The sequence below is a fragment of the Enterobacter sp. BIGb0383 genome, assembly GCF_003751845.1.
Lineage (GTDB): Bacteria > Pseudomonadota > Gammaproteobacteria > Enterobacterales > Enterobacteriaceae > BIGb0383.
On the sequence record NZ_RJKQ01000003.1, the window covers coordinates 149025 to 172509 of the forward strand.

Sequence of the window (23485 nt, forward strand, 5' to 3'; positions counted from 1 at the left end):
GGTTTCAGCATTACGCCGCGGATTGTTTCGCCAGTCGGGCGTCTTCCGCCTGACAGACGGCGGCGGTAAACATCACGTCGGTGGAGGAGTTAATCGCGGTTTCGCAGGAGTCCTGCAGAACGCCGATAATAAAGCCGACCGCCACCACCTGCATGGCAATCTCGTTCGGGATCCCAAACATATTACAGGCCAGCGGGATCAGCAGCAGGGAACCGCCCGCCACCCCGGATGCGCCGCAGGCGCACAGAGAGGCCACGACGCTCAGCAGCAGCGCCGTCGGCAGATCCACCGCAATCCCCAGAGTATGTACCGCCGCCAGGGTCAGCACGGTAATGGTGATGGCAGCACCGGCCATATTGACCGTCGCACCCAGCGGAATCGAGACCGAGTAGGTATCGCGGTCGAGGTTCAGTTTTTCACACAGGGCGAGGTTGACCGGAATATTGGCCGCCGAGCTGCGGGTGAAGAAGGCGGTCACGCCGCTTTCGCGCAGGCAGGAGAGCACCAGCGGGTAGGGGTTGCGGCGAATATGGATAAACACCAGCAGCGGATTAATCACCAGCGCCACTACCACCATGCAGCCAATCAGCACCAGCAGAAGATGGGCGTAGCCCCACAGCGCCGAGAAGCCGGTGGTCGCCAGGGTGGATGACACCAGACCAAAGATGCCAATCGGCGCAAAGCGGATCACCACCTTCACGATAAAGGTCACCGCGTCGGACAGGTCATTCACCATCTGTTTTGTGCTGTCGGCAGAATGGCGGAAGGCGAAGCCCAGGCCCACGGCCCAGACCAGGATCCCGATATAATTGGCGTCCATCAGCGCCGCGATCGGGTTTGACACAATGCTGGTCAGCAGCCCATGCATCACGGCCACAATACCGGACGGCGGCGTAATGCCTTCTGCACCGGTCGTCAGCTGCAGCGTGGACGGGAACAGAAACCCGGCCGCGACGGCGGTTAAGGCGGCGGAGAAGGTGCCAAACAGATAGAGCCACAGAATGGGCCGGATATTGGTTTTCTGCCCGTGCTGATGGCTGGCGATGGACGCCATGACCAGCGTCAGCACCAGTACCGGCGCCACGGCTTTCAGCGCGCCGACAAACAGCGTGCCCAGCAGTCCGGTGGCGATTGCCGCCGGTTTTGACACCAGCGCCAGTAAAATACCCAGCACCAGGCCAATAAGGATTTGTTTTACCAGGCTTCCCTGCGCCAGACGGCGGAGAAGTCCTGCAGAAGAGGATTGCATGGTCATTCAATTATTCCCGAGATATGTGTCGTTCCGTTCCGGCACCGCGCTCTGATGGCACATGGTTTACCGGAAAAAGTGTTTGCCCGGACGAGTATAGGGATAGCAGTGCGATGGGGAAGCGCAAAATACCGATTCTTTCGTAAAGATCGCGTTTTCCGGCGGTATGCAAAGGGTGGGGCAGAGGGAAACGAGTGCCAGGAGACAGGCGAGCTGCCTCCTGGCACGTTAAACGGTTTTAGGCGGGAACCTGCTCGCTAACGTCATCCGCCGGGAATTTCACCCCAACCTGGCGACGGATTTCCGTCTGCAGTTTGGCGGTGATACGGCTGACGGTGAGCCCCGGATGATTCACTTCCTTCTCTTCAACCAGACGGGCGAAGACCTCTGCTTCATAGAGCATCGTATTGATGTGCTGAGGCTGGGTGAGATCCTGAGATTTGCCGCCGCGCGGAATAAAGCAGACTTTATGGCACTCGGAGATCTTCTCGACCACCAGCGAACCGGCTTCGCCCTGGATTTCACTTGGCTGGACCGACTCGCTCACCTTGGAGTGATGCAGGGTCACGTCGAAATCGCCGTAGTTCATCACCACCGTACCGTGGGCGTCCACGCCGCTCTCCAGCAGGCCGGCAGTGGCGCTGACGGAATGCGGTTCGCCCCACAGGGCGACGGCGGAGGCGAGGCAGTAAAAACCGATATCCATAATCGAGCCGTTGGAGAAGGCCGGGTTAAAGGTATTCGGGTTTTCGCCGTCCAGGTAGCGCTGATAGCGCGAAGAGTACTGGCAGTAATTGATAAAGGCTTTCCGCAGCTTGCCCACTTTGCTCAGGGACTGCTGGAGCAGCAGGAAATTCGGCAGGCTGGCGGTTTTAAAGGCTTCGAACAGCACCACCTGGTTTTCGCGTGCGCAGGCGATGGCTTCTTCGACTTCACGCAGGTTTGAGGCCAGCGGTTTTTCGCAGATCACATGCTTCTTATGCTGTAAGAAGAGGCGTGTTTGCGGGAAGTGCAGGGAGTTCGGGCTGGCAATATACACCGCATCAACGTCGTCGCTTTGGGCCAGTTCATCCAGAGAGGTAAACAGATGATCGACCGGGTAGTCGCTGGCGAAGCTTTGCGCCTGTTCAAGGCTGCGAGAATAAACGGCGGTGAGTTTATATTTGCCGGTTTCATGGGCGGCATCGACAAACTGGCGGGTGATCCAGTTCGTGCCAACGACTGCGAAACGTATCATACCGATCTCTGTACTCCAAAAAGGGAACCTTTCGCCAATGTAGCACGCAATGATGACAATTCCAGTGCGCTATTGCGCAGAACGGGTTAGCGAAAGGTGCGTTAACCACAGGCGGGTATCGAACTCCAGCTGATGGTACTGCGGCTCCATATGGCAGCAGAGCTGATAGAAAGCTTTGCTATGATCTTTCTCTTTCAGGTGCGCCAGTTCATGTACCACAATCATGCGCAGAAAGGCTTCCGGGGCCTGGCGAAAAACGGTCGCCACGCGAATTTCGGCTTTCGCCTTTAACTTGCCGCCCTGCACGCGTGAAATGGCCGTATGCAGGCCAAGGGCGTTTTTCAGCACGCGGATCTTGTTGTCATACATCACCTTATTGATCGGCGAGGCGCTCTTCAGATACTGACTCTTCAGATCCTGTGTGTACTGCCACAGCGCCTTATCAGTGGTGATGTCGTGGGTATCGGGATAGCGCTTTTCCAGCACTTCGCCTAAGCGCTGCTCTGCCACCAGGGTTTGCACCTGGGCCAGTAAATTCTCCGGGTAGCCCTGGAGATAAATCAGATTGCTCATCAATGCCCCGCTTTGATGCTAAAAAGAGTATACTCTCGCCCCCATTACGGGGATTACTCGCGAATTTTACCACCCAGGAGGGCCGATGAGCCAACCAGATACCGGTTTCCGTTCACTGACGCTAAAACGTTTCCCTGAAACGGATGATGTAAACCCACTTCAGGCGTGGGAAGCCGCAGATGACTATCTGCTGCAACAGTTGGACGATACCGAAATCAGCGGCCCGGTCCTGATTTTTAACGACGCCTTTGGCGCGCTGGCCTGTGCGCTGGCGGAGCATAAGCCTTACAGCATCGGTGACTCCTACCTGAGCGAGCTGGCGACCCGTGAAAACCTGCGCCATAACGAGCTGGACGAGTCCAGCGTGCGCTTCCTGGAGAGCACGGCGGACTACCCGCAGGCGCCGGCGGTGGTGTTAATTAAGATCCCGAAAACCATGGCCCTGCTGGAACAGCAGCTGCGTGCGCTGCGCAAGGTGGTCACGCCTGAGACGCGGATTATCGGCGGCACCAAAGCCCGTGACGTACACAATTCAACGCTTGAGCTGTTTGAAAAAGTACTCGGTACGACCACGACGACGCTGGCGTGGAAAAAAGCGCGTCTGATTAACTGCGTCTATACCGCTCCGGCGCTGGCCGATGCGCCCGAAACCAACAGCTGGAAACTGGAAGGCACGCCGTGGACCATTCATAACCATGCCAACGTCTTCTCACGTAATGGCCTGGATATTGGCGCGCGTTTCTTTATCGAGCATCTGCCTTCTAACCTGGAAGGGGAAATCGTCGATCTGGGCTGCGGTAACGGCGTAGTCGGTCTGACCCTGCTGGAACGCAACCCGGAAGCCAACGTGGTGTTCGTTGATGAGTCGCCGATGGCCGTGGCCTCCAGCCGCCTCAACGTGGAAACCAATATGCCGGAGGCGGTGGATCGCTGCGAGTTTATGATCAACAACGCGCTCTCCGGCGTCGAGCCGTTCCGCTTTAACGCGGTGCTCTGTAACCCGCCGTTCCATCAGCAGCATGCGCTGACCGATAGCGTCGCGTGGGAGATGTTCCACCATGCGCGCCGCTGTCTGAAGATCAACGGCGAGCTGGTGATCGTGGCTAACCGCCACCTGGATTACTTCCACAAGCTGAAGAAAATTTTCGGCAACTGCACCACGGTTGCCACCAACAGCAAGTTTGTCGTGCTGAAGGCGGTCAAACTGGGCCGCCGCCGCTAAATCTCCAGCGCCAGACGGGTGCCCTGCGCGATAGCGCGTCGGGCATCCAGCTCCATGGCCACGTCGCAGCCGCCAATTAAATGCACCTTTTTACCGCTGTTTTGCAGCGGCTCTGCCAGCGCCTGTCGCGGCTCCTGCCCGGCGCAGATCACCACATGATCGACCGCTATCACCTGAACTTTACCGTCGATCTCAACGTGCAGGCCTTCATCGTCGATCCGCTGATAGCTGACGCCGGGGATCATTTTTACCCCGCGAGCCAGCAGCGTGGCGCGGTGGATCCAGCCGGTGGTTTTCCCCAGTCCTTCTCCCGGCTTGCTGGTTTTACGCTGCAGCATCAGGATCTGTCGCGGGCTTTTTTCCCGCTGCGGGCCTTCCGGGCGCAGGCCACCTGCGGATTTCAGGCTGGTATCAATTCCCCACTCCACGCAAAATTCGGCGATGCTCTGGGGCGTTGAGTCGCCGGGCTGGCTCAGGTACATGGCGGTATCAAAACCAATGCCGCCGCTGCCGATAATGGCGACCCGCTTGCCGACCGGGACTTTATCCCGCAGCACATCGAGATAGCTCAGCACCTTCGGGTGATCGATCCCGGCGATCGGCGGCAGGCGGGGTTCGATCCCACAGGCGAGGATCGTCTCATCAAACTCCGCCAGCATCGGGGCGGAAACCCACTGGTTCAGCCGTACCTCAACGCCGAGCACGTCGAGCATCCTGCGGTAGTAGCGCAGGGTTTCGTTGAACTCCTCTTTGCCCGGGATCTGCCGGGCGATATTGAACTGGCCGCCGATCTCAGCGGCGGCATCAAACAGGGTCACCCGATGGCCGCGCTCTGCGGCGTTAACCGCAAAGGCCAACCCGGCGGGACCGGCCCCGACCACCGCCAGGCTTTTGCTGCGCGGCGTAGGCACGACGGGCATCAGGGTTTCATGGCAGGCGCGGGGATTGACCAGGCAGGAAGTGACCTGGCCTGCGAAAATCTGATCCAGGCAGGCCTGATTACAGCCGATACAGGTGTTGATCTCATCCGCCCGACCGCTCTGCGCCTTCGAGAGCAGGGCCGCATCCGCCAGAAAAGGCCGCGCCATCGACACCATATCCGCATCGCCACGGGCCAGAATATCTTCCGCCACCTGCGGGTCGTTAATGCGGTTAGTAGTGACCAGCGGGACCCGGATTTTGCCTTTCAGCCGACGGGTGACCCAGCTAAAAGCACCGCGCGGAACGGCGGTAGCGATGGTGGGAATACGCGCCTCGTGCCAGCCGATGCCCGTATTGATGATGCTTGCCCCGGCCGCTTCGATAGCCAGCGCCAGCGTCAGGGTTTCATCGACGGTGCCGCCCTCATCGACCAGATCCAGCATCGACAGGCGGTAGATAATAATAAAATCGTTGCCCACCCGGTCGCGAATGGCCCGCACTACCTCCAGCGCAAAGCGCATCCGGCGCTGATAGTCGCCGCCCCACTGGTCGTCGCGATGGTTAGTACGCGCAGCAAGAAACTCGTTGATCAGATAGCCTTCCGAACCCATCACTTCCACCCCGTCATAGCCGGCTTCCTGCGCCAGCGCGGCGCAGCGGGCAAAGTCTTCGATCAGCGTCAGGATCTCATCGTGGCTCAGGGCGTGCGGGACAAAGCGGTTGATGGGTGCCTGAAGCGCGGAGGGCGCGACCAGATGCGGCTGATAGCTGTAGCGGCCGGTGTGCAGGATTTGCAGGGCGATTTTCCCGTCATGCTGGTGGACGGCATCGGTAATGATCCGGTGATGCGGGAGCTGGGCGCTGTCATTCAGCACCGCGCCGCCCGGCATGGTCACACCGGACAGAGAAGGGGCTACGCCGCCGGTGACGATTAGCGCCACGCCGTTGGCAGCCCGTTCGGCATAGAAGGCGGCAAGACGTTCCGCTCCCTGAGGATGCTCCTCAAGGCCGGTGTGCATCGAGCCCATCAGCACGCGGTTTTTCAACGTGGTAAAACCCAGATCCAGCGGGGCGAAAAGCGACGGATAGCGGCTCATATTCTCTTCCAGTGTAAAATTATTGTTATGTGGTCGGATGAGTTACTAATTTAGCCGTCGGCGGGCAAAAGGGAAAAGGCGGAGTGAATGATTGTGATAACTATCAAAAAACCCCTTCCGCCGTTGCGGAAGGGGGAGATGGCATCAGAGTTGCTCCGTGGCGCTCACGCGCAGGGCTGCCAGCGCCTGGCGGGCTGCCTTCAGCACCTGCTCGCACTGCTCAATGGTCAGCGTCAGAGGCGGTTCGATGCGAATGGTCTTGGCGTTGTTCAGGGTGCCCGCCACCAGGATATGCTGGCGGAACATCTCGCTGGCAAAGCGATAGCCGATTTCGTTATCCACGAACTCAATAGCGATTAACATACCTTTGCCGCGAGCCTCCTGCACCAGGTCCGGGTATTCCCGCGCCAGCAGGTTCAGACCATCCAGCAGGATGTCACCTTTTTGCGCGGCCTGAGCGGGCAGATTCTCTTCCAGCAGCACGTTAATGGTCGCCAGCGCCGCCGCACAGGCCAGCGGGTTGCCGCCAAAGGTGGTGGTGTGCAGGAACGGATTGTCGAACAGCACCGAGAACACCTCTTCGGTGGCGATGGTTGCGCCGATAGGCATCACCCCGCCGCCGAGTGCTTTTGCCAGACACAGAATGTCCGGCTGGACGTTTTCATGTTCACAGGCGAACATCCGGCCCGTACGGCCCATCCCGGTTTGCACCTCGTCGAAGATCAGCAGCGCGCCAAATTCATCGCACAGCTTGCGTACCGCGGGCAGATAGCCCGGCGGCGGCAGGATCACCCCGCCTTCACCCTGAATCGGCTCCAGGATCACCGCTGCCACGTCTTCACCGGTCTTCTGACACTCGCTGAGCTGAGCGCGCATGGCGTCGATATCGCCAAAGGGAACGTGACGGAAGCCCTGCAGCAGCGGCATAAAGGGTTTACGGAAGGTGGATTTTGCCGTCGCTGACAGCGCCCCGAGGGACTTGCCGTGGAAGGCGCCGCTGGTGGCAATAAAGGTAAATTTTCCGTGCGGCGACTGATACGCCTTAGCAAGTTTTAACGCCGCCTCGACCGATTCGGTGCCGCTGTTGCTAAAGAAGCTGTATTTCAGCTTGCCCGGCGCCAGCGCGGCCAGAGTTTTGGCCAGCATGGCCCGCAGCGGATCGAGGAGTTCCTGACTGTGTAACGGCTGTTTCGCGAGTTGATTCTGTACGGCGGAAACGACAACTGGATTACGATGCCCCACGTTGAAAATGCCAAAGCCCCCCAGACAATCGACAAACTCCTGTCCCTGGGTGTCGACAAGCGTATTCAGACTTCCCGCTTGCCACTCTACGGCTGCGTAATCCCCGCCAGCGGTAACAGATTTACGGTACTCAAGAAACCCCGGATTGACGTGCTCTTTGAAGTAATCAATCACCTCTCGGTTAAGTGCTTTCATTTCCTCATGATCAAGCGTTCGCTTCTCAATGAGATTCAGTGCGTGTGCGCTACAGGCCAGAGCCGATGCGCTGGAAGGTAACCTGTTCAAGATGTGCTCCAGGGGCTCGCGTATCACATGATACCGATTTAAGTATTGCAGGGATTGCGCCACATCGGCGCGAAGCGCTGAAATCGGGATAAACGCCAGGTCGAAACGCCGTTGTGCAAAATTTAATCGTCCAGCGCCGCGGGCCGGGCCGTGGCGCTGTGCTATCGCGGTGCAGAGGCTGCCCCGTCAGAAGGCAAATCACTTAGTTACACAAGGAAAATATTAATAATCAATCTATTAGGCGAGAGGCAAAAAATGCGGTTTAATTGCAAATTGCGATCTAAATCAAATTTAACATCTAAAGATAAATTGCTTATCGCCGAAATAACATTACCTTCATGAATGAGATACAAACTACCCGCAAAGGATGCTTATATGCCTGCCCAATCCTGGGTCAACCAGCAGGAATATCCGCTGGATGATGACACCACCCTCATGTCAACCACCGACCCCAATAGTTATATCACCCACGCCAACGACGACTTTGTCCAGGTCAGCGGCTACTCCCTGCAGGAACTGACCGGCCAGCCCCACAACCTGGTGCGCCACCCGGATATGCCGAAGGCGGCCTTCGCCGATATGTGGTCGACCCTGAAGCAGGGCGAGCCCTGGAGCGGGATTGTTAAAAACCGGCGTAAAGACGGCGGCCACTACTGGGTCCGCGCCAACGCGGTGCCGATGGTGCGCAACGGCAGGATCACCGGCTATATGTCGATTCGCTCCCGCGCCACGGAGGAAGAGGTCGCTGCGGTGACGCCGCTGTATCAGGCGCTGAATGAGGGCCGTTGCAATAAGCGTATTGCGAAAGGGCTGGTTGTCAGCAAGGGCTGGCGGGGAAATCTACCGGCGATGCCGCTGCGCTGGCGGGTGCGCTCGGTGATGAGCCTGCTTTTTATTGCGCTTGCGGCAGTGATGATAGTGACCGGTGCGGGCTGGCTGCCAATACTGTCGAGCGCGTTATTGATGCTTTGCGGCAGCGCCCTCTTTGAATGGCAAATTACCCGTCCGATGGAGCGCGTTGCGCGCCAGGCGCTACAGGTGGCGACCGGGGAACGCAACAGCGTCGAACAGCTACAGCGCAGCGATGAGCTGGGGCTGATGCTGCGCTCGGTAGGGCAGCTGGGGCTGATGTGCCGCTGGCTGATCCACGATATTTCCGGCCAGGTCGCCAGCGTGCGCGACGGCAGCGTCACCCTGGCGAAAGGCAATGAAGACCTCAACCAGCGGACGCGGCAAACGGTGGTCAATGTCCAGCAGACCGTGGCGACCATGAGCCAGATGGCCGCGTCGGTACAGAACAACTCTGAAACGGCAGCGGCGGCGGATAAACTCTCCAGCGAGGCCAGTTCTGCCGCGACCCACGGCGGCCAGGCGATGGAGACGGTTGTGAAGACCATGGACGAAATCGCCGACAGCACCCAGCGGATTGGTTCGATTACGACCCTGATTAACGATATCGCCTTCCAGACCAATATCCTGGCGCTGAATGCGGCGGTGGAAGCGGCGCGGGCCGGTGAGCAGGGCAAAGGTTTTGCGGTAGTCGCGGGTGAAGTACGCCATCTTGCCAGCCGCAGCGCCAACGCGGCTAACGATATTCGCAAGCTGATTGAAGCCAGCGCCAGCAAGGTCCAGTCGGGATCTGAACAGGTTCACGCCGCCGGGCAGACGATGGATAATATTGTTGCTCAGGTGCAAAACGTCACCCGACTGCTCGGCGAGATCAGCCACTCCACGACTGAACAGGCCGCCGGTCTTTCCGATCTGACGCGCGCGGTTGCCGAACTTGACGCGATCACGCAAAAAAATGCCGGGCTGGTGGAAGAGAGCGCTGAAATCTCGGCGATGGTGAAACATCGTGCCAGCCGTCTTGAAGATGCGGTGACCGTCCTGCACTGACGTTTTTTCTGCTTATCCCTGACCGCCGACCGCAAGGAAACGGCGGTTTTTTTATGTCAATTTTGCGCAAATCGTGCTTGTTGATTTTTCTTTTCAATATTGTTAACGATTTATTAAATTTAAACTTGTAAATAAAAGGCTATTATTTCCATATCGCTGTTTTAAATCATTAATAGTCGCGATACTGACTTTGTATATAATTAATAACGTCACTACTTTCCGCGATATATATCGATCAATTAACTCTCATCAATAGTTCTAATCTATTTCGGTGTTTCACTAAAATTAAAAAACGATCAAATTCATAAAGTTACGACCATCGTTACCGATAACGTACGATGCATGGATAGATGCATTTCATTCCCGGTGTTTTTTTAAGCTCAGGTCCGCTCTGCGCTTAAATTCCGTTAACAAAAATAACCACAGCTTTGGGGAAAATATGTTGTTACGTGACGTAAGGATCAGCACGAAATTATTTCTGGCGTTCAGTCTTTTTATTGTTTTAATGATCGTCAGTTCCGCGCTTTCGCTGATGAGTCTGCAACGCGCCAACCAGGGGATGCAGGAGATTATCACTGATGATTACCCCACGACGATAAAAGCCAACCAGCTCATTGATAACTTCCAGGATTTCGTTAGCGCGCAGCAGCTGATGCTGCTGGATCAGGAAGGTCTCTACAGCGCCGACCTGGAAAAGCAGCTGACCGATCTCAGCGCCCGCATCACCCTGATTATTGACGACCTCAGCAAGCAACTTCCTGACGCCGAATCGCAAAAAATCCTCAACGAGATTAAAGCCGTTCGTCAGGAGTATCTGGCATCGCGCTTTCGAATTCTTGAGGCTATCAAAGATTACAATCGTCCCACCGCGTTAAAGGAAATGATGACCACCACGGTCAACATTCAGAAGGTCTACAAGGCAAAAGTACAGGAGCTGATTACCGTCCAGGATAGTCAGATGCGTGCTTCCGGGGTCCAGGTTGATAAGGACTTCTCCACCAACCGCATGCTGTTAATCACCTTAACGGTGATTGGTGCCATTGTGGCTGCGATGGTGAGCATTTATCTGATTCGCGCTATCACGCGTCCGCTGACGGCGGCGGTTGGCCTGGCGGAAGCGATTGCTGCCGGCGATCTGACCGGCAGCGTGACCATTCGTGCACGTGATGAAACCGGGATCCTCCTGCAGGCGTTAATGGAGATGAAAGAGCGCCTGCTGGCGATTGTGCAGGAAGTGCAGAACAGCTCGGAGAATATCTCCAGTGCCGCCGCGCAGATCGTTGCCGGTAACCAGGACCTGGCTGCCCGCACCGAAGAACAGGCCAGCTCTGTCGAGCAGACCGCGTCCTCCATGGAGCAGATCACCGCGACGGTGAAAAACACCTCTGAACATACCACCGAAGCGACCCACCTGTCGGCCGATGCCGCTACCGTGGTGAAAAACAACGGTGAGATGATGCTGCAGGTGACCGAGAAAATGCGCATGATTAACGACACCTCTAACCGGATGTCGGACATCATCAACCTGATCGACTCTATCGCGTTCCAGACCAATATCCTGGCGCTTAACGCGGCGGTGGAAGCGGCGCGAGCCGGTGAACACGGCCGTGGCTTTGCGGTTGTCGCCGGGGAAGTCCGTCAGCTGGCGCAGAAAAGCGCCTCCTCGGCGAATGAGATCCGCAGCCTGATTGAAAGCTCAACCAGCCAGACGAAGGACGGGATGGAACTGGTGGAAAAAGCCAGCGGCCTGATTAACGGTATGGTTAACAACGTGCAGGAGATGGATACCATCCTGCGTGAAATTGGCCAGGCCAGCCGTGAACAGACCGACGGTATTTCGCAGATCAATAGCGCTATCGGCCTGATTGACTCCACCACCCAGCAGAACTCCAGCCTGGTGGAAGAGTCCGTTGCGGCAGCGGCGGCGCTGAACGATCAGGCGCTGCATCTGAAAGAGATGGTGAAGGTCTTCCGCGTGCGTGCGGATCAGCCTGCCGTCTGACGGATCCTGTTATGTGATACCTCCAGCGACGCGGGATCTCCGCGTCGCGACTTCTCCTGCGCTTGATCTCCTTCGCGCTATTGCGGCACGAATGGCAATATAATAATCATTATCATTTAGCTAGAATGCGCTATTCGACCTCATTCACGAAGGCATCCTATGACCCAGGCACAGTCCCGTTATCCGCAGCGCGTGCGCAATGCCCTGCGTTTTCGTCAGCTTACCGTCTTGCGCACGGAGCGTATCAGCGCGGGCTTCCAGCGCATTGTCCTTGGGGGCGAAGAGCTGGAAGGGTTCGCCTCTCTGGGCTTTGACGATCACAGTAAACTTTTTTTCCCGGAAGCGGGCGTGCCCTTTACGCCGCCGGTGGTCAGCGACGAGGGGATAAACTGGGGCGATGGCCCACGTCCGGCATCGCGCGACTATACGCCGCTGTACGACGAAGCGCGCCACGAGCTGGCCTTTGATTTCTTTATCCACGACGGTGGCGTCGCCAGCAGCTGGGCAATCAATGCGCGCGTGGGCGATGCCCTGACAATTGGCGGCCCGCGTGGATCGCTGGTGGTGCCGGAAGACTATGCTTTCCAGCTCTATGTCTGCGATGAGTCCGGAATGCCGGCCCTGCGCCGTCGGCTGGAAGGGCTGTTGAAACTGAACGTGCGTCCGCAGGTTCGCGCCGTTGTGACGGTGGCGGATGCCGCCTGGCAGGACTATCTCGCCCATCTCAGCGACTTTGCGATTGACTGGGTGGTGGGGCACAGCGAACAGGCGGTGGCCGACAAACTGGCTGCTATTGCGGTGGCGGACGAAGACTACTTTATCTGGGTAACCGGGGAAGGGGCGACGGTGAAATCGCTGGTCCGGCCGTTTGAAAGCGAGCGCTACGACGCGCAGCGCGTGCGTGCGGCGGCGTACTGGCATAAAAAATAGTGGATAAGCCGACGGCATGGCCGTCGGCGTGATGCATCAGGCGACCGCGTCGTACTCGACGTCGGAGATTTGCTGCTCCAGCTGGGCGCGCAGATCGGCCAGCGTTTTCTCCTGCTGGGTAAAGTACGCGTTTTGATCCGTGAGCGACGACACCAGCAGCCATGACTCTTCCGTATCCAGCGCCTTGAGCTCTTCCTGCAGGCTGACGATACGCTCTTTGACGTCTTTGATCCTTTTCAACAGCTGATCGAGATCGTTGATCCGATCGCTGGCCATCAGCGGATCCATTCCTTGTTGCAGCCTGTTCAGAATCGACCGCACGGCGGGGAGATCGCCACGCTTTTTGGCCTGGTTAAGCTGGGCCATCATCGCGTTGGCTTCCGACTTCAGCGGGATATCGACCAGGTCAGGGTGGCAGAGCTTGCTGGCCTGACGCCACAGGCGTTTCATCTCGCGATGATCGTCTTCAGACATATTCAGCCGATCGCCAAAGCGTTTTTCCGCGTCTTCCTGCTGTTCCTGATGCTCCTCATACTGACGCCTGGCATCGTCCCGCGCCCGGCGGGCCGGTTCTTCTTCCCGCGTCAGGCCGTGCTCCAGCTCCTGCGCTTCGCTCAGCAGCGTGGCGATCAGCGTATTCTGCTGCAATACCTGCCGACGAGCCTCAACCGCCTGCGGCGAGTGCGGATCCAGACTGCGCCAGCGCTGGGTCAGCGTCACCAGCTCTTCTACTGCCTGAGCCATATAGTGCTGGCAGCGCAGATAGTCCGCCTGACGGCGCTCTGCCTCCGCCTTCCGCTTACGCAGCGTCGCTTCCGCCAGCGTTTTACGCAGGCCGAGGATCTGCGTCATCAGCGGTCCGAGACGCTGGCGATAGAGATCGTTGAAATCATCCAGCAGCTGGATACGCACGTTTCGGCGGTCGATGAGATCGCGCAGCTTTTCTTCCAGCGCTTTTAGCTCCAGCTTACTGGCGGCGACCTGCGGATCCTGCCAGTTGACCACCAGCCGCTGGCCCTGTAGCCAGGTGGCGATGGCCCGCATCGCGTCAAGATAGTTCTTCTTTTCGAGCGCCGAGACAATAAGCGCCAGTTCCGGGTCGCTGGCTTCATTTTTCAGATGAAGAAGCTGACTCTGGATGATGTCGTCATCTTCCAGTTCAATGGCGTTCTTGATGATCTCAAGCCGTTTGATTGGATTTTTCATGGCGTTTTACCAGGCGCTGTCGTCTCGTCGTTTAAAAAATAGATGGATTGGTAAATTACGGCAAAAAATATCGGCATAGCGGGCCTGCGGCCGTATCCGGCAAGCAGATTAACATTCACTGGCCCATCACGAAACGATAAACATCATTTACTTGCGGCATTATTTCTGGTGTTTATCAGGGCGACTTATTATGAAAACTTAAGTTAATTTTATGGAATAAAATAGCAAAGGTGCCAGCCGCGACGCTGTTTGCAAAAATCGCCGCCGGAGTTTGCCAGCGTTCTGATGTATCCTGGCTTAGCGTTGAGGGTGCTCACTCTTTTTACCCGACACCCGTTGCTTAATCTTATCGAAGGGAATTCGCCAATGTATTACGCAATTATGAACAATTACGCTTCTTCGCTGATACCCCGATACCTCCGCGCACTCGTCGATGATAAGTTGCAGGTGAATGCCGCCTGGGATTACGACAGCTCAGCGCATTCCTATCCTTACTACGTGGCCGATCCTGACTGCCCTGAGGAGATTTACCTGCTGTGCCGGAAAGATGTCGGCGCGCTTCGTTTCTCTTATTACAACCACGGCCGGGGTCATATCATCAGCGACGAACTCTCTCGTCTGCTGGCTTCGCTACGCGTGAGCCAGGGCTGGTCGAAACGGCTGATTGCCACCTCTATTGGCAATGGTGAGGTCCTGCGATCCGATCTGCATTATCTCTATCTTATCGGCGATGACGAGGTGATCGATCACGAGGCATCGGGTATCGAGGAAGACCGTCGTGGCATGTCGGTTCCCTTGACGCTGGCATTTAACGAGAAAGCCCGGGAGTACGATGTTTTCACCATCAGGAAAACGGTGCTGGGGGGATTTCTGTTTGTCTCCGCCGAGGTGGTGTCACAGTTTGAAAAATTACGCGGCGTGAAGATTGTACCGGCCGATGAGCTATTGGCTCACTACTGCAAGGATTACCGCTACGACCTTCAGGACAATAAAAAGGTGGCGAAGCGGAGACTTCCGTGAACGGCCGGAGTCTCTTTGCTCACTTAACGCTTTCCACCGCACATGATGGTGTTCTGAAAAGGTGATTTATTGCCGGTGATAGCTTCCAGCACAGGTTGAAGACACACTGCAACCGCAGGATAATTTTGCGGGTTCGAACACCATCGGTCTTCCGTTATGAATGGCTCCACTATCTCCGCCTGAAACCAGTGGAAATATTCCTTTATGCCTGGGACAGTCAGCCTTATCGCCCAACAGACACTGTGCGATGCCATTAACCGGGATACCGCTGGCTTCAATCATTACGCCGCCGCCAGAATGTGAATCCCCCAGACGAATAGCTCCTTTTCCTGACATGATGCGCTCCTTAATTTACATGCTGATGGGTAAGACCTGTGGGTCACGTTGCCGTACCACCTCCAGGAAATTCTCCAGCAGCTCATCCCGTTCGGTGACATCACCCGGCAGGCAGGTAATGGCTGCATAAGGGGTCTGCATCAGGGGATGGTCGATATAAGCCGGGTTTGGCAGCCCAAGCATATCCCGCAGACGCAGCACGGCGAGGATTTCTGTCGGGTATACGGCGAGGAACACGGAGCCAAACTCAAAATGGCCCGAGTCATCCTCTTTTTCTGTCAGCGCAATACGTTCAACGTGCGTATCGCAGGCGGCGAGAATAACCGGCAGGAATTTTTCCGGATCGGGTTCGCGCCAGTGAGCGACAAGTTGGCCCCAGGCGGGATCGCGGGGAAGAGCATGTTTATCCAGATCCAGCGGCTTACCCAGCCAGTCGCCGATAATGGTCAGGCCGAAGGCGGCGTAACGTAGGGTGGTACCAATGGGGATATGATGCCCGTCGCGCATACCATAGCCCCCGGCAATACCGTCAAAGATAGTCTGGTGGAATACGGGCACCAGGTCTGGCTGCCCTGTTGCTATAGCCCCCAGCATGGTATGAGTCACCGTATCCGGATCGCCAATTATAAATCGCCCGGTGCCTATCTTGCTGTGAATACCCAGCATATCTGCAATAGCCAGGCGCCTGAATGCCTGTGCCATATGCAGGCAGGCTTCATGATGTGCGCCTTTGATTGCCAGGGTTAAACTTGTCCCGCTTTCAGCCATTCCATATTTAAATAAATCTATATTGGCAAGGACCGCAAGTCCCCCGCCATTCATATAGTCATTATATCTCTGACCCCTGAAAATCTGTATGCCTTCAGCCCAGGTTAGAACTTGATGCAATGCCTTACTCAATCTGTTCTTTGTTTTTTTCATCATCTATTTCCCTATAGTTATTGTATCCCAATACTAATAACGCTGAACGTCTTACAGCCCTGCCGGTAATACCTGGGGATCACGTTGCCGTACCACAGCCAGGAAATTCTCCAGCAGCTCATCCCGTTCGGTGACGTCACCCGGCAGGCAGGTAATGGCTGCATAAGGGGTCTGCATCAGGGGATGGTCGATATAAGCCGGGTTTGGCAGCCCAAGCATATCCCGCAGGCGCAGCACGGCGAGGATTTCTGTCGGATGTACGGCGAGGAACACGGAGCCAAACTCAAAATGGCCCGAGTCATCCTCTTTTTCTGTCAGCGCAATACGTTCAACGTGCGTATCGCAGGCGACGAGAATAACCGGCAGGAATTTTTCCGGGTCAGGTTCACGCCAGTGAGCGACAAGCTGGCCCCAGGCGGGATCGCGGGGCAGAGCATGCTTATCCAGATCCAGCGGCTTACCCAGCCAGTCGCCGATAATGGTCAGGCCGAAGGCGGCATAGCGCAGGGTGGTTCCAATAGGGATATGATGTCCATCGCGCATACCATAGCCCCCGGAAATACCGTCAAAGATACTCTGGTGGAATGCGGGCACCAGTTCGGGCTGTCCAGTCGCAAGTGCTCCAAGCATCAAATGCGTAACACTGTCTAGATCACCAATAATTATTTGGTCAGAACCTTTCCTCTCTTGAATATCAATAGCTTTAGCCAGAGACATTCGTGTAAACGCATTTGACATGCAACTATTAGCATATCCACATTGCCTTTCTATTGCAGCGAGCAATCCTTGATTAACCTTTTCCATCCCATGTTTAAATAAATCAATTGTTGCGAGACGAAGATGTCCCTCTCCATTGACATAGGCCTTAAGCCTTCCTTGTGGAGGAAATCCATCTGACGCCCATTCTTTAACATCTACCAAAACTTTGTCGAGCCTGCTGCTTTTATTTATCTTCATCACATTTCTTACCATATATTGAGCTGAATTCCGGAGCCATTTCCGGCAAGCCTATTTAAAGCCCCCTGAGAGTCAAAAAATATCTGCGCATGCATAAACTCTATTTTTTCCAACGCCAATGCATTTTCAAGAGCATTAAGTTTGTCTTGCATGCTGGGATCTACTTCTAGCATTTTAGCTCGAGTCCATCCTTGTTTTCTTGCCTCTATCTTTTTTTGAAGGTCACCAAGCTTGCTAGCGCCCGTGGTCTGTGTACTATTAAATTTCGGTGTCTTAGTTCTACCCAGTGTGGTTTTGGTTTCGATCACCAGCAAAGTATCATCTGTGAAGTTTAACGTCTGTGTTGCAGCCGGAATACCTTTAGCACTATCCAAACCATGCCGCATAGCATCGGTAGTCGGTGCCCGCACAGTCAGCGACGGCGGCGGCGGGACCCAGACCAGCATATCCAGGCCATGACCACTCTTGTTCGTCAGTCCGAAGCGGCTAGGCAGTCCGGGTTTATTACTGTAGCCAAGGATGCGTTCAGCATTGAAACCCATTTTTTCCACCATAGCGGCAGCGAATGCCTCTTCTCCAGCATCGCCCACGACTTTACCCATACGGCCTACCACCTTAAGGCTTCCACCGCGATGAATAATCATCATCTTTAACCGGCTGCGAAGTGTATTGGCTATCACCGCATAGTTTGCTTTACCGACCGCTGTGGTGAGGGTTATCTGGCTACTGTTGGTATCGAGGGAGGGTCTGTCGCTCCATTTAATCTCCCCGGTATCGTCGTGTCGGCCCGACGAGGGGCGGGTACCCCGCAGTTCAATGGCAACGGGATCCACACTTTTGTGTCCTCCCAGCCGCCGACGCTCTTCCCCGGTCACGGCCTGCAGATCAAGCCGGGCGTTAACCGGTATATCGGGGCGGATTTTACGCAGGATCCAGCGGGCACCGCCAAAGGCGGCGGGCGTGAGCATAGCCAGGTTGATAAACATAAAAACCTGACGTCCGCGCTCTGCGCCGTCTTTGGGGTCGGCCAGGGCACCTAAATGTTCAAAGAGCTGTTCCCCATGATCGATACCCTCGCCCTTAATCAGTGAGGTACTGCCGCTGACAACCGCGTTTAATGCCAGGGCACCATCGACCACGGCGAAGGTGTAGCGTACCGCTCTGGTTGCCCCAAAAAGCCCCCTGAGCATACCCAGCGCTGGGATCAGCGAAAGCACGCCGAGCGTAATATTTCCCAGACCCTTAATTCGTTCCCATAATTTGTGCAGTGTTTTCGCCCGCTGATAATTTTTCGCCAGCTCCTGTGCGGCTTTTTGCGGATCGTACAGACCGCTGACGGACCATTCGAAGTCGGAAAAAGCGGCTGGCTGGCCGTTGTTTCCGGTTGCAGAAGCCATGCTGTAGCGTGCTGAGGTAAAACTCCATAAATAGATACGGCGTCCCAGAAAAACACCGTTGGTTGTGCCACAGTCGATGCTTTGATCGGCCATCGGCTCCCCATGGGCGACCTCCATCATAAAGGCGGGGGTAACATGCGGGTCTGTCCCCATATCATGCTCAAGATAGTGAAACTCCAGCTCCTGGTCGCACTGAAACGCATGGAACTCCGCCAGCCAGGCCTCGCCATAGAGTTCGCCAGCCCGGTCGAGGACCCGCAGCAAATAGCTGTCGCGAAAGTTCTGTACCGGATCGCGGATCCAGGGATTAGAGGTAAACCAGTCGGTGGTTGCCGCTCGCTCGTTAGAGGGGATCCCCAGCCACTCATCAGCATCGCGTGGGCCATCGCTGTCGTTAATCGAGAACGGGATCCCCAGTTCCGAGCAGTCTTTACAGATCGGGGGAGCGCTGGGGATATTGCCATCTATCGCGTCCTGCGCCAGCTGTTCATAACTTTTACTCACCGTATTACTGGTCATAGTCTATCTCCCTGAGCGTGTTCTGATGTCCCTGTAAAAATTGCCGTAACAAAGCGTTATGCTGCTGCGGCGGCTGTTTTAGGAGCCTGTGCAACGTAGTGAAGAGCGGATTGCGGCGGTAAAAACGGCCGAAACTTAATGCCAGCAGAATATGATATATAAATCCACTTAGCTGCTGCGGATTTAAAATATGCAATCCTTCGGTCGGCAGCGGCACGGCTCTTCCCATATGGCGGAGTCCCGCGAGGTCATAGGCCGAATATTTTCGCCGCGCTATGGGAGGAAGATGCAGCAGGGCCAGCGCGTCGGCTTCAAGGGTGGTAAAAAGGCGCTGGAGACGTGCAGGCGTTTGCACGCCGCGTAAGACCGCCATCTGGCTAAAAGCAGGCCAGATATCTTCCGCACTGAGGCTATGTGCGGCGGTCTGCAGGAAGTGCTGAAACACCATGTGCATAGACGGGAGGTTCTTGTCGATCTGCTGGCGCAGCAGTGTAGCTCTATTCACAGCCATATCCAGACGGGTTAGCAGCGGCATACCCGTATCATCAAAGACAGGCTGTAGCGCCTCCCAGGGCAGATCGTTCTCCCATCCAGGACCCAGCAGAAAACTGATAAGGACATGAGTACTGTACTTTCGTCCATGCTCAAACCCGGCGGCAATCGCGTCTTTCCTCGCGATAGCGACAAAATTCGGGACAGCGTCGGGATCGCCGGGTAAGCAACGCAGGATGGGTGCCTGGGTCTCGCACAGATAGCGAGCCAGCTTTTTGTCCGCCAGTTTTTGTGCCACGTTATCCATTGCCTCAAGACTCACGGGGTGCAGGATCATCAGGCGCTCTCCTCTGTAGGGACGTCAATCCAGACCAGGCAACCCTCGCATTCGGCCGTACTATCAAGGTGTTGTTCAAATAAGGGTTGCGCCCGGCAGGCCAGTTCCGCACGGGGATGATGAAAGTACAGTTCTTCAATTTGCCCGTCCGCAAAAAGGTGTCTGACGGAAGAGGGCTGATAGGCGAGCGACGCGGTGTATAAATGAAGTGCAGAGGGATCGCCCATCCGCAAAAAGAAACGCCGTCCGTCCTCTGCAAACTTGCTGTTAAGCCGCAGATGCTGCCAGAGTTCGTCAGAGGGCATACGAGAAAAAAGCACGGTCAGCGGGGCTTTATCAGCAACCTTCTCCAGCCATTGATCAAACTCGCCGTCACGCGTGATTTCACAAAGCCAGGGGGAGTATTTTTCCATTCCGGCCAGTTTATCCAGACGCCAGATGGGGCGATGCCCGGTATCATGGAACTCCATTCGGGCCAGCATAGCCGGGTCTGCTGCCGCTTCAGTGAGTATATAAACGCGGATATGCGGGTGATTAACCGGTAGGCCAAGTTTTTCCAGATGCTGACAGAAGCTCATGCTTTATCCTCCTGCAGAGGACACTCTTCAATCAGCGGCGAGCCCTGGTTAATGGCGGCTTCAATTGCCTGGATCTGATCCACGGCAGGTGAAAGAATGCTGACATTGCCCTTCAGCTGGATATTAGGCGCATCCAGCGTGATACCGCTGCTGTCGAGCAGGATTTTGCCCGCCGGGCCACGGAAAAGGATCCTGTCGGTTCCCTGTAGAACGAACTCCGTCGTTAACATTCTCTGCCCGCTGCGGGCCTCAATGGTTTGCAGGCCTTCAATCACCACTTTTTCATGCTCACCGATAGTCACAAGGTGGCTGGCGAAGATATCTTCTTTCAGCGTGTTGCCTATCTTGCGAACTTCATTACGGTCAATAGTGACAAAAGCATCCTGGCGGACGTGATTTTTACTATCTCGCCCTACAGTACGGGCATCATCCTGACCTACATCCGTTGTGCGGTCGCGGACTATCGCATTACGCTGATCGTTGCCGATACTGTGTGTTTCATCATGGTTGACCTGAATGTTCTGATCTTTCTGGGCATGGACGAAGATTTCTTCCCTGTCTTTAGCGTCTTCAAACCGCAGTTCGTTAAAACCATCGCCTTTATGCGTCTTACTTTTGATGGTCATCCGTGTTTTGTGCAGAGGCAGTTCATAGGGGGCAAGGTTAGTGGCATGAAACGTCCGCCCGGTAACAATAGGCTGGTCAGGATCCCCTTCAAGGAAGCTCACCACCACTTCATGCCCGACACGCGGGATAGCCATCATGCCGTACTGGCCGCCCGCCCAGCCCTGGCTGACGCGTACCCAGCACGAACTCTGGTCATCGCTGGTGCCGTAGCGATCCCACGTGAACTGGACTTTGATGCGGCCGTATTTGTCGCAGTAAATCTCCTCGCCCGCCGGGCCGGTAACGGTGGCTATCTGCGGTCCGTCCACCATTGGTTTATAAGGCATCAGTGCCCGCCAGGTGGTTTTTGCCGCGATGGTATTGAAGGTGTTATTGAGCGTGGTCGGTTCACCCCCACCTTCTTCTTCCAGCGCACCGGGCTGTTTCCCTTCATGCACCACTTCTATTATCTGCCAGGCAATATTCAGCGCCGGGTTAGGGTGTTCCGTCAGCAGGAAGCTATAACCCGGGCGCAGCGCTGCACAGTTGGATTCGCCCTGGCCGGTGGCGGCATCGTTACGCAGGGCATCGAGGCGGAACCCGGTAAAGGCTTTCCCGCTCGGGTCCTGCTTAAAACGGCCCGGATAGTCGTAGTGCTCGTACTGCTCCCGCTGATGGTCCAGAGCGTTGCTCATTTTCTTATGGGAGAGACCATAGGCCGGGGTTTTAAAGCTGTAATCTTTTAGCTCCACGCCTGCGGTGCTGACCGTTTCGGCATAGCGAAAACGACGGATAAACGCGCCGTGGGCCAGGCCCTGGCTGGCGAGGTTAAAGAACAGCGGTTCGCCTTTTTCCAGTGCGCCCGCGTCATCGGAAAATACCACCCGGTGTTTGCCCGCTTCGTACTCATGGAACCAGTACATACCTTCTTCGGCCGAGAGGCGGTTGATAAAGTCGAGGTCGCTTTCCCGGTACTGGACGCAGTATTCCCGCACAGCATGGTCATGGCGCAGGGCAAAGGCATAATCGGTGATACCGGCTTCCTGCAGCAGGCTGCTGATAATTTCATCGGGCTTTTTGGTCTGGAAGATGCGGGCGTTGGTGCGCAGGCTGCTGCGCCACAGGGCCGGACGCACTTCCGCCTGATAGCGGGTGCGGCGAAAGCCGGTGTCGCCCTGGGTAAAGCGGCTGACGATGCCGCTGATACGACGCTGGAGGACACCTTCGTACCAGATCTGTAGCTCGCAGGTCTGGTCAAGCACTGCGCCAAAATCGATCCCCGGCTGGGGGCTGGCGAGATTAATCGACAGGGAGAAGGGCGTGTTCAGCGCTTCCCGTAGCTCAAAATCCACCACTGCAAAGGTGCTTGCCGGCAGTTCGCCGAGCGTCACCGTAAACTGAAGTCCCGTAATATTAGCCATCGTTATCATGCTCCTTGCTTGCCTGGTTTACGTTTAACTCCTTGTAAATAAATAGCAATTTGCATGCCAGTTTATAATTTGCTGATTTAAGGCTGGAAATAAAAATCAATTGTTTTTTTAATAACGAATTTGAGCAAGAAGTTGCGCAAACAATTCAGATTCACGGCGTTTATTGCCAAAAAAGTGATTTATTCCAAAAGTTGAGCAAGAAGTTGCGCAGAATGCGCAAATATAGCGAAAGACAAAAAATGCTATTTTCGGTCTATTTGCTGTGCTTATGAATTAGTCGAGGTGGGTGTCTACTTTCCCATTAAACTACAATGAGTTAAGTTATTTTGGCCTGGCCATGACCCCAAAAAAGATAGCAAATATTGATGATTTAAATTATCAACATCCGGGAGGCTCACCTGGGTTATCTATAAGCCTGGCTTAATCATGCACAGCGGAGATTTCCATCAGTCACCACTCTTTCAAACCTGTCCCCTCAATTATGGTGAGGGATTTTATTCCTCATACGCTGGCAAAATAGTTAAAATAGTGATCATTCACCCGCCGAATGAAATCGCGGGTCAGATTCTGTGCCGACGCCTCGTTTTGCTGTCCGGGTCGGTAGCCTGATTATCCATTTCTTCGGCAGCGCCTCTCCGACGGTGCTTAAAGGTAACCCAATGCATTCTGAACAATTTGTCGATGTGATTAAGAAAGTCGTCAGTGAATCTGCGGCTGAGGGCGTGATCTCCGTTTTAAATTCGCCTCCGGGGCGCAGACCACGGGCTGAACTGATGGCGATGTCGGCGTTCTGGCACACGGCGAGCGGTGAGCAAAAAGAGATGATCAACCAGATTGTTAACCTGGCCGTCGATAATGCCGTGTTTGGTTTTTTATGCGTGCTGGACGGCGTCAGAGCAATTGAGGATGGCGAGGATAAAGGCGCGCTTTCTCTGGTCTGGCGTAAGGGTGATGAAACGGTTGTCCTCAATCAGGATGAAGATCTGCACGATCGCTATAACGCGGTGTGATGGCCGCTGTTCTTCCCGCGGC

19 protein-coding genes are annotated in these 23485 nt (G+C 55.6%); 6 read left to right on the forward strand and 13 right to left on the reverse strand.

The window, feature by feature from the left end; genetic code table 11:
- Window positions 1-10: 10 nt before the first annotated feature.
- The 3 genes from sstT to EDF81_RS16350 form a co-directional block, all read right to left on the reverse strand.
- Window positions 11-1255 (reverse strand): serine/threonine transporter SstT, encoded by a 1245-nt coding sequence (gene sstT, locus EDF81_RS16340; protein WP_123349216.1) that lies wholly within the window; start codon window positions 1253-1255, stop codon window positions 11-13.
- A gap of 232 nt (window positions 1256-1487) precedes the next feature.
- Window positions 1488-2486, reverse strand: a complete 999-nt coding sequence (locus tag EDF81_RS16345) for a Gfo/Idh/MocA family protein (protein WP_123349217.1) — start codon at window positions 2484-2486, stop codon at window positions 1488-1490.
- A gap of 69 nt (window positions 2487-2555) precedes the next feature.
- Window positions 2556-3059, reverse strand: a complete 504-nt coding sequence (locus EDF81_RS16350; RefSeq protein ID WP_123349218.1) for a M48 family metallopeptidase — start codon at window positions 3057-3059, stop codon at window positions 2556-2558.
- An 85-nt stretch (window positions 3060-3144) separates the two neighbouring features.
- On the opposite strand from EDF81_RS16350, the gene rlmG reads away from it, so the two are divergent.
- On the forward strand, window positions 3145-4281 hold the full coding sequence (rlmG, locus tag EDF81_RS16355; protein WP_123349219.1) for a 23S rRNA (guanine(1835)-N(2))-methyltransferase RlmG: 1137 nt from the start codon (window positions 3145-3147) through the stop codon (window positions 4279-4281).
- Here the strand turns inward: rlmG and EDF81_RS16360 are convergent.
- Together EDF81_RS16360 and ygjG are read right to left on the reverse strand one after the other, a co-directional pair.
- A complete protein-coding gene (locus tag EDF81_RS16360) occupies window positions 4278-6299 on the reverse strand; it encodes an NADPH-dependent 2,4-dienoyl-CoA reductase (protein ID WP_123349220.1) in 2022 nt (673 codons plus the stop codon). The genes rlmG and EDF81_RS16360 overlap by 4 nt on opposite strands.
- Before the next feature lie 144 nt (window positions 6300-6443).
- Window positions 6444-7826, reverse strand: coding sequence for a putrescine aminotransferase (gene ygjG, locus EDF81_RS16365; protein ID WP_184999571.1), 1383 nt, complete (start codon window positions 7824-7826; stop codon window positions 6444-6446).
- 375 nt (window positions 7827-8201) lie between these two features.
- Here ygjG and EDF81_RS16370 point away from each other — a divergent pair, with 375 nt between their 5' ends.
- From EDF81_RS16370 to EDF81_RS16380, 3 genes are all read left to right on the forward strand, one after another.
- Window positions 8202-9722, forward strand: a complete 1521-nt coding sequence (locus tag EDF81_RS16370; protein WP_123349222.1) for a PAS domain-containing methyl-accepting chemotaxis protein — start codon at window positions 8202-8204, stop codon at window positions 9720-9722.
- 439 nt (window positions 9723-10161) lie between these two features.
- Complete coding sequence (locus EDF81_RS16375; protein ID WP_123349223.1) at window positions 10162-11724, forward strand: methyl-accepting chemotaxis protein; 1563 nt, start codon at window positions 10162-10164, stop codon at window positions 11722-11724.
- Window positions 11725-11883: 159 nt separating this feature from the next.
- Window positions 11884-12654, forward strand: a complete 771-nt coding sequence (locus EDF81_RS16380) for a siderophore-interacting protein (RefSeq protein WP_123349224.1) — start codon at window positions 11884-11886, stop codon at window positions 12652-12654.
- 36 nt (window positions 12655-12690) lie between these two features.
- On the opposite strand, the gene EDF81_RS16385 is transcribed toward EDF81_RS16380, so the two are convergent.
- Entirely contained in the window at window positions 12691-13860 is a 1170-nt protein-coding gene (locus EDF81_RS16385; RefSeq protein WP_123349225.1) for a DNA repair protein, read from the reverse strand.
- Window positions 13861-14226: 366 nt separating this feature from the next.
- On the opposite strand from EDF81_RS16385, the gene EDF81_RS16390 reads away from it, so the two are divergent.
- Window positions 14227-14880 carry an Imm43 family immunity protein gene (locus EDF81_RS16390; RefSeq protein WP_123349226.1) on the forward strand — a complete coding sequence of 218 codons (654 nt, stop codon included), beginning with the start codon at window positions 14227-14229 and terminating at the stop codon, window positions 14878-14880.
- Window positions 14881-14946: 66 nt separating this feature from the next.
- Here EDF81_RS16390 and EDF81_RS24380 read toward each other — a convergent pair whose 3' ends face one another.
- The 7 genes from EDF81_RS24380 to EDF81_RS16425 form a co-directional block, all read right to left on the reverse strand.
- Window positions 14947-15216 (reverse strand): PAAR domain-containing protein, encoded by a 270-nt coding sequence (locus tag EDF81_RS24380; protein WP_123349227.1) that lies wholly within the window; start codon window positions 15214-15216, stop codon window positions 14947-14949.
- 15 nt (window positions 15217-15231) lie between these two features.
- Entirely contained in the window at window positions 15232-15918 is a 687-nt protein-coding gene (locus EDF81_RS16400; RefSeq protein ID WP_221180825.1) for a hypothetical protein, read from the reverse strand.
- A gap of 270 nt (window positions 15919-16188) precedes the next feature.
- Window positions 16189-16767: a hypothetical protein gene (locus EDF81_RS16405; RefSeq protein WP_123349228.1), complete on the reverse strand. Its 579-nt coding sequence runs from the start codon at window positions 16765-16767 to the stop codon at window positions 16189-16191.
- Window positions 16768-17102: 335 nt separating this feature from the next.
- The gene (locus tag EDF81_RS16410; RefSeq protein WP_123349229.1) at window positions 17103-19010 is read right to left on the reverse strand and encodes a hypothetical protein; all 1908 of its coding nucleotides are present in this window, start codon (window positions 19008-19010) and stop codon (window positions 17103-17105) included.
- On the reverse strand, window positions 19000-19839 hold the full coding sequence (locus EDF81_RS16415; protein ID WP_123349230.1) for a hypothetical protein: 840 nt from the start codon (window positions 19837-19839) through the stop codon (window positions 19000-19002). The genes EDF81_RS16410 and EDF81_RS16415 overlap by 11 nt, the downstream gene beginning before the upstream one ends.
- A complete protein-coding gene (locus tag EDF81_RS16420) occupies window positions 19839-20417 on the reverse strand; it encodes a DUF4123 domain-containing protein (protein ID WP_123349231.1) in 579 nt (192 codons plus the stop codon). The genes EDF81_RS16415 and EDF81_RS16420 overlap by 1 nt, the downstream gene beginning before the upstream one ends.
- Entirely contained in the window at window positions 20414-22444 is a 2031-nt protein-coding gene (locus EDF81_RS16425; RefSeq protein WP_123349232.1) for a type VI secretion system tip protein VgrG, read from the reverse strand. The genes EDF81_RS16420 and EDF81_RS16425 overlap by 4 nt, the downstream gene beginning before the upstream one ends.
- Window positions 22445-23022: 578 nt before the next feature.
- Here EDF81_RS16425 and EDF81_RS16430 point away from each other — a divergent pair.
- Window positions 23023-23463, forward strand: coding sequence for a hypothetical protein (locus EDF81_RS16430; protein WP_260232717.1), 441 nt, complete (start codon window positions 23023-23025; stop codon window positions 23461-23463).
- Window positions 23464-23485: the final 22 nt, after the last annotated feature.